Annotated in this window: 14 protein-coding genes; 8 read left to right on the top strand and 6 right to left on the bottom strand. The window is 70.2% G+C overall.

Annotated features, from left to right (window positions below):
- Positions 1-73 precede the first annotated feature (73 nt).
- Positions 74-1,012, bottom strand: a complete 939-nt coding sequence (locus IG90_RS0124445; protein WP_030588437.1) for a metallophosphoesterase — start codon at positions 1,010-1,012, stop codon at positions 74-76.
- 79 nt (positions 1,013-1,091) lie between these two features.
- On the opposite strand from IG90_RS0124445, the gene IG90_RS0124440 reads away from it, so the two are divergent.
- Positions 1,092-1,556, top strand: coding sequence for a GatB/YqeY domain-containing protein (locus tag IG90_RS0124440; RefSeq protein ID WP_030588434.1), 465 nt, complete (start codon positions 1,092-1,094; stop codon positions 1,554-1,556).
- 105 nt (positions 1,557-1,661) lie between these two features.
- Here IG90_RS0124440 and IG90_RS0124435 read toward each other — a convergent pair whose 3' ends face one another.
- Positions 1,662-3,917 (bottom strand): transglycosylase domain-containing protein, encoded by a 2,256-nt coding sequence (locus IG90_RS0124435; protein ID WP_030588431.1) that lies wholly within the window; start codon positions 3,915-3,917, stop codon positions 1,662-1,664.
- A 604-nt stretch (positions 3,918-4,521) separates the two neighbouring features.
- On the opposite strand from IG90_RS0124435, the gene IG90_RS0124430 reads away from it, so the two are divergent.
- Positions 4,522-4,872: a WhiB family transcriptional regulator gene (locus IG90_RS0124430; RefSeq protein ID WP_030588428.1), complete on the top strand. Its 351-nt coding sequence runs from the start codon at positions 4,522-4,524 to the stop codon at positions 4,870-4,872.
- A gap of 43 nt (positions 4,873-4,915) precedes the next feature.
- On the opposite strand, the gene bagB is transcribed toward IG90_RS0124430, so the two are convergent.
- Both bagB and bagA read right to left on the bottom strand, forming a co-directional pair.
- Entirely contained in the window at positions 4,916-6,361 is a 1,446-nt protein-coding gene (bagB, locus tag IG90_RS0124425; protein WP_030588425.1) for an ATPase BagB, read from the bottom strand.
- The gene (gene bagA, locus IG90_RS0124420; RefSeq protein WP_030588422.1) at positions 6,358-7,332 is read right to left on the bottom strand and encodes an ATPase BagA; all 975 of its coding nucleotides are present in this window, start codon (positions 7,330-7,332) and stop codon (positions 6,358-6,360) included. Before bagA ends, bagB begins: the two co-directional genes overlap by 4 nt.
- 72 nt (positions 7,333-7,404) lie before the next feature.
- Between bagA and sp36 the strand changes: the two genes are divergently transcribed.
- The 4 genes from sp36 to IG90_RS0124400 all read left to right on the top strand — a co-directional run bounded on the left by sp36 (position 7,405) and on the right by IG90_RS0124400 (position 9,978).
- Positions 7,405-7,563: a Sp36 family protein gene (gene sp36 / locus IG90_RS43760; protein ID WP_003967454.1), complete on the top strand. Its 159-nt coding sequence runs from the start codon at positions 7,405-7,407 to the stop codon at positions 7,561-7,563.
- Positions 7,563-8,033: a RidA family protein gene (locus IG90_RS0124410; protein WP_030588418.1), complete on the top strand. Its 471-nt coding sequence runs from the start codon at positions 7,563-7,565 to the stop codon at positions 8,031-8,033. The genes sp36 and IG90_RS0124410 overlap by 1 nt, the downstream gene beginning before the upstream one ends.
- Positions 8,034-8,191: 158 nt before the next feature.
- Positions 8,192-9,151 (top strand): NUDIX hydrolase, encoded by a 960-nt coding sequence (locus IG90_RS0124405; RefSeq protein WP_030588415.1) that lies wholly within the window; start codon positions 8,192-8,194, stop codon positions 9,149-9,151.
- Positions 9,148-9,978: an MBL fold metallo-hydrolase gene (locus IG90_RS0124400; RefSeq protein WP_030588412.1), complete on the top strand. Its 831-nt coding sequence runs from the start codon at positions 9,148-9,150 to the stop codon at positions 9,976-9,978. Before IG90_RS0124405 ends, IG90_RS0124400 begins: the two co-directional genes overlap by 4 nt.
- A gap of 18 nt (positions 9,979-9,996) precedes the next feature.
- Here IG90_RS0124400 and IG90_RS0124395 read toward each other — a convergent pair whose 3' ends face one another.
- On the bottom strand, positions 9,997-10,911 hold the full coding sequence (locus IG90_RS0124395; protein WP_030588408.1) for an IS982 family transposase: 915 nt from the start codon (positions 10,909-10,911) through the stop codon (positions 9,997-9,999).
- Positions 10,912-10,938: 27 nt separating this feature from the next.
- Complete coding sequence (locus IG90_RS0124390) at positions 10,939-11,493, bottom strand: ABATE domain-containing protein (protein ID WP_030588405.1); 555 nt, start codon at positions 11,491-11,493, stop codon at positions 10,939-10,941.
- 104 nt (positions 11,494-11,597) lie between these two features.
- Between IG90_RS0124390 and IG90_RS0124385 the strand changes: the two genes are divergently transcribed.
- Together IG90_RS0124385 and IG90_RS0124380 are read left to right on the top strand one after the other, a co-directional pair.
- Positions 11,598-11,891 carry a hypothetical protein gene (locus IG90_RS0124385; protein ID WP_030588402.1) on the top strand — a complete coding sequence of 98 codons (294 nt, stop codon included), beginning with the start codon at positions 11,598-11,600 and terminating at the stop codon, positions 11,889-11,891.
- Between the two features lie 26 nt (positions 11,892-11,917).
- Positions 11,918-13,003, top strand: coding sequence for a DNA alkylation repair protein (locus tag IG90_RS0124380; protein WP_030588399.1), 1,086 nt, complete (start codon positions 11,918-11,920; stop codon positions 13,001-13,003).
- Positions 13,004-13,008: the final 5 nt, after the last annotated feature.

Raw genomic sequence — 13,008 nt, 5'->3', positions numbered from 1 at the left:
CCCGCCCCCGCCGGAGCTTCGAGCCAGCCGCCCTGCCCCGCGCCCGCCGCGCGTGAAGAGGCCCCGCCTCCGCTCAGGCTTTCGCGGTCAGCGTCAGCAGGGTGACCTCGGGCGGGCAGGCGAAGCGGACCGGGGTGTAGCGGTTGGTGCCGCAACCGGCGGACACGTGGAGGTAGGCGCGCCTGTCGCCGACCGTGTGGCTGGACAGGCCCTTGACCCGGTCGGTGTCCAGGTCGCAGTTGGTGACCAGCGCCCCGTAGAACGGGATGCACAGCTGACCGCCGTGCGTGTGGCCGGCCAGGATCAGGGGGTAGCCGTCGGCCGTGAAGGCGTCCAGGGAGCGCAGGTACGGGGCGTGGACGACGCCGATGGAAAGGTCGGCGCCGCTCGTAGGGCCGCCCTGGACCTCGGCGTACCGGTCCCGCTTGATGTGCGGGTCGTCCAGGCCGGTGAACGCCAGCTCCAGGCCGTCGAGCTTGAGGCGGCCCCGGGCGTTCGACAGGTCCAGCCAGCCCGCCTCGTCGAAGGCGTCGCGCATCGGTTCCCACGGGTTGTGGACGACGCCGACCGCGGGCTCGTTGCCGTTGAGGCCGTGCTTGCCCCGGGCCTTCTCCAGGAGGTAGCGGGCCGGGTTGCGCAACTGGGGGCCGTAGTAGTCGTTGGAGCCGAAGACGTACACCCCCGGGAACTCCATCAGCGGGCCGAGCGCGTCGAGCACCTCGGGCACGGCCTCCGGGTCCGAGAGGTTGTCGCCGGTGTTCACGACGAAGTCGGGGCGCAGTCCGGCGAGCGACTGGAGCCAGGCGCGCTTCTTGCGCTGACCGCTCACCATGTGGATGTCGGAGACCTGGAGCACGCGCAACGGGCGTGCCCCGTGGGGGAGTACAGGAACGGTGACCCGTCGCAGTCGGAACGAACGGGCCTCGAATCCGGCGGCGTAGGCGAGGCCGGCGGCGCCGACCGCCGCGCCGACCGCCGTGACTTTCAGGGGTACTCCGTAGCGTGCGCGCATGTCCCCATCGTCGCAGAAGCGGCACCGTGAGCGGAAAACCGGTGGGCGGCCCGGGCCCCGCACCTGTCACAATCGCGGCATGACCACGCTCAAGTCCAAGCTCAAGGAAGACCTCCACACGGCCATGAAGGCGCGTGACGAGCTGACCTCGTCCACCCTTCGGCTCACCCTCACCGCGATCACCAAGGAAGAGGTCAGCGGCAAGTCGGCGCGCGAGCTCTCCGACGACGAGGTGCAGAAGGTGATCGCCAAGGAGGCGAAGAAGCGCCGTGAGGCGGCCGAGGCCTTCGCCCAGGGCGGCCGGACCGAGCAGGCCGAGCGGGAGAAGGCGGAGGGCGAACTGCTCGACGGCTACCTGCCCAAGCAGCTCTCCGACGACGAGCTGGACGCGATCGTGGCGTCCGCCGTCGAGGAGGCGAAGGCCGCCGGGGCCGAGGGGCCGCGCGCTATGGGCGCCGTCATGAAGATCGTCAACCCGAAGGTCGCCGGGCTCGCCGAGGGTGGCCGGGTCGCCGCCGCGGTGAAGAAGCTCCTCGCCGGCTGAGGCGCACGGGGGAGAAGAGGAAAGGGTGGGCGCCCCGGTCGATGACCGGGGCGCCCACCCTTTTCCGCTATCTGTTACGAGTACGAGTACGAGTACGGGTAGGGATCACGGGCCGTTCTGGCCGCCGCCCTGGCCTCGCCCGCCGCCACCGCCCGGTCCGCCGATCGCGCCGTCCGGGAGCTCGACGCCGGGGAACCGGTTGCCGTCGTCGCCTCCGGGCTTGCCGTCCTCGCGGTCCTCGTCGCCGCGGTCGCGGTCCCGGTCGCCCTTCTCCTTGTCCTTCTTCTCCTTGCCCCGAGGGACGGAGACCGGGTTGAACCCGGGGGTCTCGGAGGCGTCCAGCGCTCCGGTCATCGCGATGCGCCAGATCGGACCGGGGAGGCAGCCGCCGCAGACCTTGTCGTAATACTGGCCGCCGATGGTGACGTTGAACATCGAGCTCTTGTCGCCGACGTCGTCACCGACCCACACCGCGGTGGAGAGGTTCGGCGTGTACCCGACGAACCAGGCGTCCTTGCGGTCGTTGGTCGTACCCGTCTTGCCCGCGTTGTCCCGGTCGCTGAGCCCGGCCCGGGTGCCCGTGCCGTCCTCCACGACGCCCTTGAGCATCTGGTTGATCGTGTCCGCGGTCCTCTCGCTCATCGCCCGCGAGCAGGACGTCTTCGGCACGGGGATCTTCTTGCCCTGCGGGTCCTTGATGGACTCGATGGCGATCGGGGTGCAGTAGGTGCCCCGGTTGGCGAACGCGGCGTAGGCGCCGGCCATGGAGAGCGGGGTGCTCACCTCACTGCCGAGGGTGATCGAGGGGGCCTCGACGATCTTCTTGCCGTCGCCGCGCTCGTAGCCGACCTTCTTGGCCATCTCCACTGTCTCGCAGAGGCCGGCCTTCTGCTCCAGCAGCGCGAAGTAGGTGTTGATGGACTTGCCGAGCGCGCTCGTCATGTCCCAGGTGCCCTTTTCGGACTCCAGCTCGTTCTGCAGGGGCCAGTCCGCGTAACCGGCCGGGGAGCCGGTGCAGTTCCGGAAGTCCCGCTCCTTGAGCGTCATCTTCCAGTCCGTCGAGAACGACGTCGCCGGGCTGATGCCCTTCTCCAGCGCCGCGGCCGCGGTGAACGGCTTGAACGTCGAGCCGACCTGGAAGCCGTACGTGCTGCCGCCCATCTTGTTGCTGACGGCGAGGTTCAGCACGGTCTCGTTCTGCTTCTGGTCCAGGCCGTACGGGCGGGACTGGCCCATCGAGAGGATCTTGCCGCTGCCCGGCCGGACCTGCACCACGGACGCCGCGAACTTGTCGTCCTTGTTGACCTTCGCCGTGGCGGCCTCGTTGGCCGCCTTCTGGGCGCGCGGATCCAGCGTCGTCCGGATGGTCAGACCGCCGAGGTTCCAGAGCTTGGCCCGGTCCTCGTCGGTCTTGCCGAAGGCGGGATCGGTGAGGATCGTCTTGCGGACGTAGTCGCAGAAGAAGCCGGAGCCGCTCACGGCGGTGATGCAGCCGTTCTTGGGCCGGGAGACCTTCAGCTTGATGGGCGTCTCCATGGCCTTGTCGGCCTCGGCCCGCGAGATGTCCTTGACCGCGGCCATTCGCGCCAGCACGATGTTGCGGCGCTTGGTCGCTTCCTCGAGGTCGTTGACCGGGTCGTAGCGGCTCGGCGACTGGACCAGTCCGGCCAGCAGCGCTGCCTCCTCCAGCTTGAGGTCCTTGGCCGGCTTGGAGAAGTAGCGCTTGGACGCGGCCTCGACGCCGTACGCCTGCTGCCCGAAGAACGTGATGTTGAGGTAGTTCTCCAGGATCTTCTTCTTGCCGAGCTCCTCCTCGACCTGGATCGCGTACTTCAGCTCGCGGACCTTGCGGCCGAGCGTCTGCTGCGTGGCCTGGGCGACCTTCTCCTGGTCGTCGCCCGCCTCCTCGACGAAGACGTTCTTCACGTACTGCTGGGTGAGGGTCGAGGCGCCCTGCGCGGCCCCGCCCGCCTGCACGTTGCGGTTCATCGCGCGGAGGATGCCCTTGAGGTCGACCGCGCCGTGCTCGTAGAAGCGGGAGTCCTCGATCGCGATGATCGCGTCCTGCATGTACGGCGAGATGTCCTTGAGCGGGACCACCGTGCGGTCGCGGGAGTACACGGTGGCGATGGTGCCGCCGTCGCGGTCCTGGATCGTGGTCCGCTGGCTGAGCGGTGGAGTCTTGAGGTTGGACGGGATCTCGTCGAATCCTTCGACCGTCCCCTTGGCGGCGAGCCCCAGCGCTCCGGCTGCGGGCAGCGCGATGCCTGCCAGGACAGCTCCGGAGAGTGCGGCGACACCGAGGAACTTGGCGGCCTGCTGGGTCGTGGTGAGACCCCCGCCCGAGCGCTTCTTTGGCATAGGGGGCAGCCTAATCCGTAGTGATGAACGTGTCGTAGGAGCGGGGGCCTCTCGGAGCGTTCGCGTACCGGACCGTGACATCCGGGCGGACCGCGGAGCGTCCGGGCGCGGAGGCGAACTCATCCGCGCGGACACGCGGAGACATGCCGGGCGGGCACGCGGGCGCGTGGCGGCTACGTTCCCATTCGCCGGACAGACGGACAGGCCTTGGCCTAAGCTGCTCCCAACTGTCACAGCAGTCCGGTTCCGTATCAAGCCCCCTGCCGTCCCATGCGCGTCTTCTGGTCATTCTTCAGTCGGCCGGTGCGCAATCTCATTGCCCTTCACGCACCCATCGAGGCGCTCCCGAAATCGCCCCGTCTGTCGCGAGAAGTCCTATGAAACTTGAGTGCACTGTCCCCTTTTCATGGAGATAGTCGCGCATGTCCTCGGCTCACTCCCCTGGGTGATCTGCCGCATACGCATAGTCCGTTCGGACCATTCAAGATTGGGCCCGAAGGGGGTGTTGTGCCGTCCCCACCTTCCGTAACGTCCTCAACTGGCAGCGGTGAATATGCCGCTACCGCCGTGGGGGAGCCTCGATTCGGGAGAGGACGGCGCCGGCATGGGCTGGGTAACCGACTGGAGTGCGCAGGCAGCCTGCCGCACTACCGATCCGGATGAACTGTTCGTACAAGGGGCAGCGCAGAACAGAGCGAAGGCGGTGTGCACCGGATGTCCGGTGCGGACCGAGTGCCTCGCCGACGCGCTGGACAATCGCGTCGAATTCGGCGTGTGGGGCGGAATGACGGAGCGGGAGCGCCGCGCACTGCTGCGCCGCCGGCCGACCGTCACGTCCTGGCGCCGACTGCTGGAGACCGCACGCAGCGAATACGAGCGGTCCACCGGCATTCTGCCCGGCGTCATCGGGCTGGAGGACGAGGAACTGCACGAGTCGTACGCCGCCGTGGGGTAGGCGCGGGCACCACGAGGTCAGGCCCCGCCGCTCGGGAGGGTGTCTACGCCGCTCCGGCCGGAGCCGGGGCGGAACCGCCCGCCAGCCGGTCGCCGATGGCCCGGAGGCCGTCCAGGTCGTGTACGTCGCCGGGCAGCGCCGCCACGGCCGTCACCGCCACCTCGGGGTGGAGCGCGGTGAAGCGGTCGCGGGTGCGGTGCTCGCGGGCGACGACCTGCATGCGCTCGGCGTGCAGGCGCAGCAGACCCGCCGTCAGTTCCTCGATGCTGATGACGTCGTTCGCGTCGACGGTGCCGTTCGCGTCGACGATGCCGGCCTCAGGGGCGGTCGCGGTGTCCGCGATGTTCTCGTGGGGCGGTTCGTTCTCCGTCGTGTCCTGGTGCTCGGCTGCGGGCTCGGGGCCGGACGCCTGCCCGGCCTCGGGGGAGAGGGGCGGCTCGGTCGTTCCGGAAGCGGTGACCGCCGGATCGGGGTCTTCCTGGTCACCAAGGCCAGCTTTCCCGGTCCTCTGATCCACAATGCGGGTGTCGTCAAGATTTTCTGCGGCGGTCAGCGCCTGCTCGGCGGAGAGCCGCGAAGCCTCGCTGCCGTGCACGCGGTTGAGGACCAGACCGGCCAGCGGCATGTCCTCGGCGGCCAGCCGTTCCACGAAGTAGGCGGCCTCGCGCAGCGCGTCCTGTTCCGGGGTCGCGACCACGAGAAAGGCCGTGCCGGGCGCCTGGAGCAGCTTGTACGTGGCGTCCGCGCGGCTGCGGAAGCCGCCGAACATGGTGTCCATCGCGGCGACGAACGTCTGGACGTCCCGCAGGAACTGACCCCCGAGCAGCTTGCCCAGGGTTCCGCTCATCATCGACATACCGACATTGAGGAACTTCATCCCGGCCCGGCCGCCCACCTTCGCGGGCGCCATCAGCAGCCGGATGAACTTTCCGTCGAGGAACGACCCGAGCCGCTTCGGCGCGTCCAGGAAGTCCAGCGCGGAGCGCGAGGGAGGGGTGTCGACGATGATCAGGTCCCACTCGTCGCGTGCCCGTAGCTGCCCGAGCTTCTCCATCGCCATGTACTCCTGCGTACCGGCGAACCCGGCCGACAGGGACTGGTAGAAGGGGTTCTCCAGGATCGCCCTGGCCCGTTCGGCGTCCGCGTGCGCCTCGACGGTCTCGTCGAAGGTCCGCTTCATGTCGAGCATCATGGCGTGCAGTTCGCCCTCGCCGCCGATGCCGTCGACCCGCCGGGGCACGTTGTCCAGACGGTCGATGCCCATGGACTGGGCGAGCCGGCGGGCCGGGTCGATGGTGAGGACGACGACCTTCCGGCCGCGCTCGGCGGCCCGTACGCCGAGGGCGGCGGCGGTCGTGGTCTTGCCGACCCCGCCGGAGCCGCAGCACACGACGATCCGGATGCCCGGGTCGTCCAGCAGCGCGTCCGTGTCCAGCCCGCCGTCGGCCGCCGGCAGCGCCGGATCCGTAACGGGTGTGTCCGCCGTCATGCGTCCCCCTCTTCGCCCGCGCCCTGCTTACGGAGCTCCGTGGCCAGGTCGTGCAGCGCGGCGAGGTCCACCCCGTCGCCGATCAGCGGGAGCTCCGCCGTCGGCAGGCCGAGACCGGCCAGCACCGCGCGCTGCTCCCGCTCCAGGCCGACCCGCTCGGCGTGCTGGGCCGCCTGCTCGACCAGGGGGCGCACGAGGGCCGCGGAACCGGTCACTCCGGCCCGGGTGAGCGCCTTGGCGATCTCCTTGCGGCGGCCGCCCGCGGCGGTGCGCAGGGCGTCCTCGTCCAGCAGGTGCGGACGGACCATGTTCACGAAGACGCTGCCCACCGGCAGTTCGGCGGCGCGCAGCTCGGCGATGCCGTCCGCGGTCTCCTGGACCGGCATCTCCTCCAGGAGGGTCACCAGGTGGACCGCGGTCTGCGGAGACTTCAGGACCCGCATCACGGCCTGGGCCTGGTTGTGTATGGGGCCGATCCTGGCCAGCCCGGCGACCTCGTCGTTGACGTTCAGGAAGCGGGTGATCCGGCCGGTCGGCGGGGCGTCCATGATCACGTGGTCGTAGACGAACCGGCCCTGCTTGTCCTTGCGGCGTACGGCTTCGCACGCCTTGCCGGTCAGCAGGACGTCCCGCACACCGGGCGCGATGGTGGTGGCGAAGTCGATCGCGCCGAGCTTCTTCAGGGCGCGGCCGGCGCTGCCGAGCTTGTAGAACATCTGGAGGTAGTCGAGGAGCGCGCGCTCGGCGTCGATGGCCAGCGCGTACACCTCGCCGCCGCCCGGCGCGACGGCGATCTTGCGCTCCTCGTAGGGGAGCGCGTCGGAATCGAAGAGCTGGGCGATGCCCTGCCTGCCCTCGACCTCGACGAGGAGGGTGCGCCTGCCCTCGGTCGCGAGGGCGAGCGCGAGGGCGGCGGCGACCGTGGTCTTACCGGTACCGCCCTTGCCGCTGACGACCTGGAACCTGCTCACGTATTCGAGCCTAACCAGTCCGGCCCCGGGCTACGCACGGGACCGGACGTGCCAGGCGTTACAGTCGGGCCCATGACCAAGTGGGAATACGCGACCGTGCCCCTTCTCGTGCACGCGACCAAGCAGATTCTGGACACCTGGGGCGAGGACGGCTGGGAGCTGGTCCAGGTCGTTCCCGGCCCGAACAACCCCGAGCAGCTCGTGGCCTACCTGAAGCGGGAGAAGGCGTAATGGCGGGCGCCGTCGAGGCGCGGCTCGCCGAGCTCGGCCTGACCCTGCCCGCCGTCGTGCCACCGCTGGCCTCGTACCAGCCGGCCGTGCAGTCCGGGGTGTACGTGTACACCTCGGGCCAGCTGCCGATGGTGGACGGCAAGCTCGCCGTCACCGGCAAGGTCGGCGCCGAGGTCACTCCGGACGAGGCGAAGGAGCTCGCGAAGACCTGCGCGCTCAACGCCCTGGCCGCCGTGAAGTCGGTCGCCGGCGACCTGGACCGGATCAAGCGCGTCGTGAAGGTCGTGGGCTTCGTCGCCTCGGCCTCCGACTTCACCGGGCAGCCCGCCGTGATCAACGGCGCCAGCGAGCTGCTGGGCGCGGTCCTCGGCGACAAGGGCGTGCACGCCCGCAGCGCCGTGGGCGTCGCCGTGCTGCCGCTGGACGCACCGGTCGAGGTCGAGGTCCAGGTGGAGCTCGTCGACGCCTGAGAACCCTTTTCCGTTCGTCCTTCCGATCCCGTCCGGTCCCGCGACCGGGCGGGATCGCGTGCGTACGGGGCATGGCGGGCGTGTACGGGGCATGTCGGGTCACCGCGATGCTCAGGGAGCCTCTCGAACATCGGCGCGGTTCCGGATAGCCTCCGGCCATGTCCCAAGGTCAGTGGTACCCCCCGGAATGGCCCGACCGGATCCGGGCCCTCGCCGCCGGTGAGCTGACGGCCGTGACACCCCGGCGGGCCGCCACGGTGATGCTGCTCCGTGATCGGGCCGTGCAGGACGGCGATCCGGGCGGGCTGGGCGGTGGCCCGGGCGTGCAGGGCGGTGACCCGGCCGGGTCCGGGTCCGGGGCGCGCGGGCCTGTCGTGCACATGCTTCGCCGCCGGACCTCCATGGCGTTCGCCGGAGGCGCGTACGCCTATCCGGGTGGCGGGGTCGATCCGCGCGACGACGACCGGCTGATCGGGTGGGCCGGGCCCCCGCTGGAGCACTGGGCCGACCGGCTCGGCGTGGCGACGGTCACCGAGGCGCAGGCCGTCGTCTGCGCGGCCGTGCGCGAGACGTTCGAGGAGGCGGGCGTCCTCCTCGCCGGGCCCACCGCCACGACCGTGGTCGGCGACACGACGGGCGAGGACTGGGAGGCCGACCGGGAGGCACTGGTCGCCCGGGACCTGTCCTTCGCGGAGTTCCTGGACCGGCGCGGCCTGGTGCTGCGCTCGGACCTGCTGGGCGCCTGGGCGCGCTGGATCACCCCGGAGTTCGAACCGCGCCGCTACGACACCTGGTTCTTCGTCGCCGCGCTCCCCGAGGGGCAGCGCACCCGGGACGTCTCCACCGAGGCCGACCGCACGGTGTGGATCGCCGCCGCCGAGGCGGCCCGCCGCTACGACGCGGGCGAGCTGCTGATGATGCCGCCCACCGTGACCACGCTGCGAGCCCTCGCGCCGTACAGGACGGCCGCCGAGGCGCTCGGGGCGGCTGACGGGCAGGACATGACCCCGGTGCTCGCGCAGGCCCGTCTGGAGGGCGACGAGCTGGTGCTGAGCTGGCCGGGGCACGACGAGTTCACCAAGCACGTGCCCGCGGCGGGATCCGGGGGTGCCGCGTGAGCGACGCAGCCGCCCTGCCCGGACAGCCGCGCGGAACGGTGGTCTCCGGCCCCGCGACCGCACGTACGGTCAACGTCCTCGCGCCCAACCCGTCCGCGATGACGCTCGACGGGACGAACACCTGGATCGTGGCCGAGCCCGACTCCGACCTCGCGGTCGTCATCGATCCCGGGCCGCCCGACGACGTACACCTGCGGGCCGTGATCGGGGCGGTGCAGCGGTCCGGGAGACGCGTGGGCCTCACGCTGCTCACCCACGGGCACCCCGACCACGCGGGGGGCGCGGGCCGGTTCGCGGAGCTGACGGGCACGAAGGTGCGGGCCCTGGACGCGGCGCTGCGGCTGGGCGACGAGGGCCTCGCGGCGGGCGACGTGATCACCACCGGCGGCCTGGAGCTGCGCGTGGTGCCGACACCGGGGCACACCGCGGACTCGCTCTCGTTCCATCTGCCCGCCGACCGGGCGGTGCTGACGGGCGACACGGTCCTCGGCCGCGGTACGACGGTGGTCGCGCACCCGGACGGGCGGCTCGGCGACTACCTGGACTCGCTCAGGCGGCTGCGGTCGCTGACGGTCGACGACGGCGTCCACACGGTGCTGCCGGGCCACGGGCCGGTCCTGGACGACGCGCAGGGGGCGGTGGAGTTCTACCTGGCCCACCGCGCGCACCGGCTCGCCCAGGTGGAGACGGCGGTGGAGGCCGGGCACCGTGCGCCGTCGGAGGTGGTGGCGAAGGTGTACGCCGACGTGGACCGCTCCCTGTGGCCGGCCGCCGAGCTGTCGGTGCGGGCGCAGCTGGAGTACCTCGCCGGGCACGGGCTCATCTAGATGATCGATTCCAAGGGGTCAGTGGTCATAGGCGGTCAGTGAGCGCAGGACGGGCTGCCCCATGTGGTCGTTGTGCCAGATCGCTGCGGTCAGCGCGAGGATGCGCTGCATGACGCGGGTGATGACCCCGCCCGGCGTGCGTCCTCGATGCTGTTCGAGATCGAGCTGGCCCTTGAAGGTCTCGCTGACTGACTCGATGACCTGCCGCAAGGGCTTGAACAGGGGTGCGCCGGGCCGTTTCGGCTCGCCCTTGCGGGCCGGCCGCAGTAGCCGGATGTCCTGCTCGGCCAGTTGATGTTCGAAGTCACGGCCGAAGTAGTTCTTGTCGTCGATCAGCGTCTGGCCGGGTCGGCTGGTGAGGAGGGCCGGTTCGGCGGCGAGCAGGTCCACCAGGGTCTCGCGCTCGTCGGCCTTGGCTCCGGTCAGGGCGAAGGCGACGGGCAGGCCCTGGAGGGTGCACACCAGGTGCAGCCGAAGGCCCCAGAAGAAGCGGCTGTGGCTGGCGCAGTACCCGTACTCGGCCCATCCGGCCAGGTCGGAGCGTTTGACGGTCTCGCGTGAACGGCCGCATTCCACCGGAGTGGAGTCCGCGACCCACACGTCGTCGCTCCACACCGAGGTATCGGTGGCCAGCAGCCGGGTGACCCGTCGGAGCAGCTCGGCCGCCTTGCGCAGGCGCTTGTTGTAGCCGGGCTGCTTCGGAAGGTACGGGAAGAGGTGCCGCAGGTGGGAGCGGGCATGGCGGAGCCACCGGGCCTCGGAGGTGAAGCCGAGCATGGCCTGCGTCATCGCAAGGGTGACCAGCTCGGCGTCGGTGAGCTTCGGGGCGATACCCACCGCCGGCCGCCACGGAGCAAGCTGCGGCGAACCCTTCAGCAGGTCGTCGGTCTCCGCATGGAGTGCGGTCGCGAGGGAGTCCAAGTCTGGTGTCACAACCTGACTTCGGGTTCCCCTGTCTCATCAGCTGTGTGTTCCCGTCTCTCGTGGCTGGCGCCGGGTGGACCTCGCCCGGTTGCCGCAGCCGAGGGAGCACCATGCCTGGTCACGGCGCCTGGCCAGGAAGAACATGCCGCAACTGGGGGCGTGGCAGCGCCGCACCCGCTGACGGTCTGGACCCGCGGCCAGGACGAGCGTCTCGCGGGCGACGACGGCGTCGGCGCCGCCACCCTGTTCCTGCTGTGCGAGCAGGCCGTCGCCGGTCATCCGGAAGACGACGGGGGCGGACGAGGCGAGTTCGTTCAGGCGGGTCCGCAGACTGTCGGTAAGTGGCCGCTGTCCGGCTGCCGCGTCCAGCGCGTCGCGGACCAACCCACGCAGCCGCTCCAGCTCCTCCAAGGAGAGGGCGGCCAATCTGCGGTCGGCGGCGCGGGCGCGCCATCGCCTGGTGAGTTCCCGGTCGGCTAGGAAGTCGACGTCGCCGCGCCCCGGGCCTGCGCCTACGACGACTGTGTTGGCCAGGTCGAGGACCGGGTCCTCGCCGATCCACGGCATTTCCTGCAGGTCCCGGATGGTCATGCCCCTCAATCTACTGGATTCAGGTCAGCGAACCCGTGATAACTTCAGCTCACGGATTTGATCCGCCAACTCCGTGAGTCACATGTTCGACGAAGGGTGATGCCATGAGTGCAACCATCGAGTACGTCAGGTTCGACACCGACGACCCCGCCGCCCTCACTGCCCACCGAGAGCAGCTCGTCGAACTACTCAGGGAGCACTACGGCGACGGCTTTCAGGGCGCCCACCTCGCCCAGTTCGACGACGGCACCGTCCTGGACTTCATCATCTGGTCGTCCGCCGCCGTCGCCGAGCGCGCGGCCAAGGAAATGCCGACCGACCCACGGGCACAGGGCTTCTTCAGCCGAATCGGCACAGTGCACGAGATGCGGCACGCTCAGGTCCTGCACACCGCATAGCCCCCGAGATCAAGGAGAATGACGCTGTGCCCTCGGCAGACGAACTACTCAGCGCGGACACCGTCGCCGACCTCGCCCGATGCCTTACGCGAGCCGGTGACGGGATCACTGCGCATGAGACCCGGGGGTGCGGCGCCGCCCTGGACGGGCTGAGCTTCACCGAGCGCGTCGCCCTGATCAGGAATGCCGTCCTGGCTGATCTTCCGGCGGACTACCCGGCCTTCGCGAACGTGTTGCGCGCCGCACTGCGAGACGGAGATTTCACCGGATGGATGATCTTCCCTGTCACCGAGGCCGTCGCCGTACGGGGCCGGGACGCCTTCGAACCGGCGCTCACCCTGCTGGCAGAACTCACCCCGCGCCTGACCGCGGAGATCGCCGTCCGGCCCTTCCTCCGTGCCGACCTGGAACGCGCGCTCCGGGTCATGACGCCGTGGACCGCCCATCCCGACCTCCACGTCCGCCGACTGGCCAGTGAGGGCACGCGGCCAAGACTGCCCTGGGCGCCCCAGCTTCCGGAGCTGATCGCGGATCCGAGACCCGCACTGCCCCTGCTCGACGCGCTGTACCGGGATGACTCCGAGTACGTCCGCAGATCAGTGGCCAACCACCTCAACGACATCAGCCGTGACCACCCCGACATCGCCGCTGGTGTCGCGGCGCGCTGGCTGAGCGACCCGGCACCGACGACGACCCGGTTGGTACGGCACGGCCTGCGGACCCTGATCAAGTCCGGCCACGCAGGGGCCCTTACGCTGCTCGGCCACTCCCCGGACGCTCCCGTCGCTGTCGAGGGCCCGCACGTCCACACCTCGGAGATCCGGGTCGGCGATTATCTGGTGTTCGACTACTCGGTGACCAACACTCACGATCAGACCGCTCACCTCGTCGTCGACTACGTCCTCCTCCATATGAAGGCCAACGGGACCCGCACCCCCAAGGTCTTCAAACTCACCACGCGGTCCCTGGCTCCCGGCGAGACGTGGCGCGCGACACGCAGACACTCCTTCAAGCCGATCAGCACGCGGCGCTACCACCCGGGTGTCCATCTGGTGCAGCTCCAGGTCAACGGCCGATCCCACGGGGAAGCCTCGTTCACGCTGAACTGCTGAGGGCA

Origin of the sequence: Streptomyces anulatus, assembly GCF_000721175.1 — a bacterium.
GTDB lineage: Bacteria > Actinomycetota > Actinomycetes > Streptomycetales > Streptomycetaceae > Streptomyces > Streptomyces anulatus_C.
This window is presented reverse-complemented; position numbering and strand designations above follow the sequence as displayed.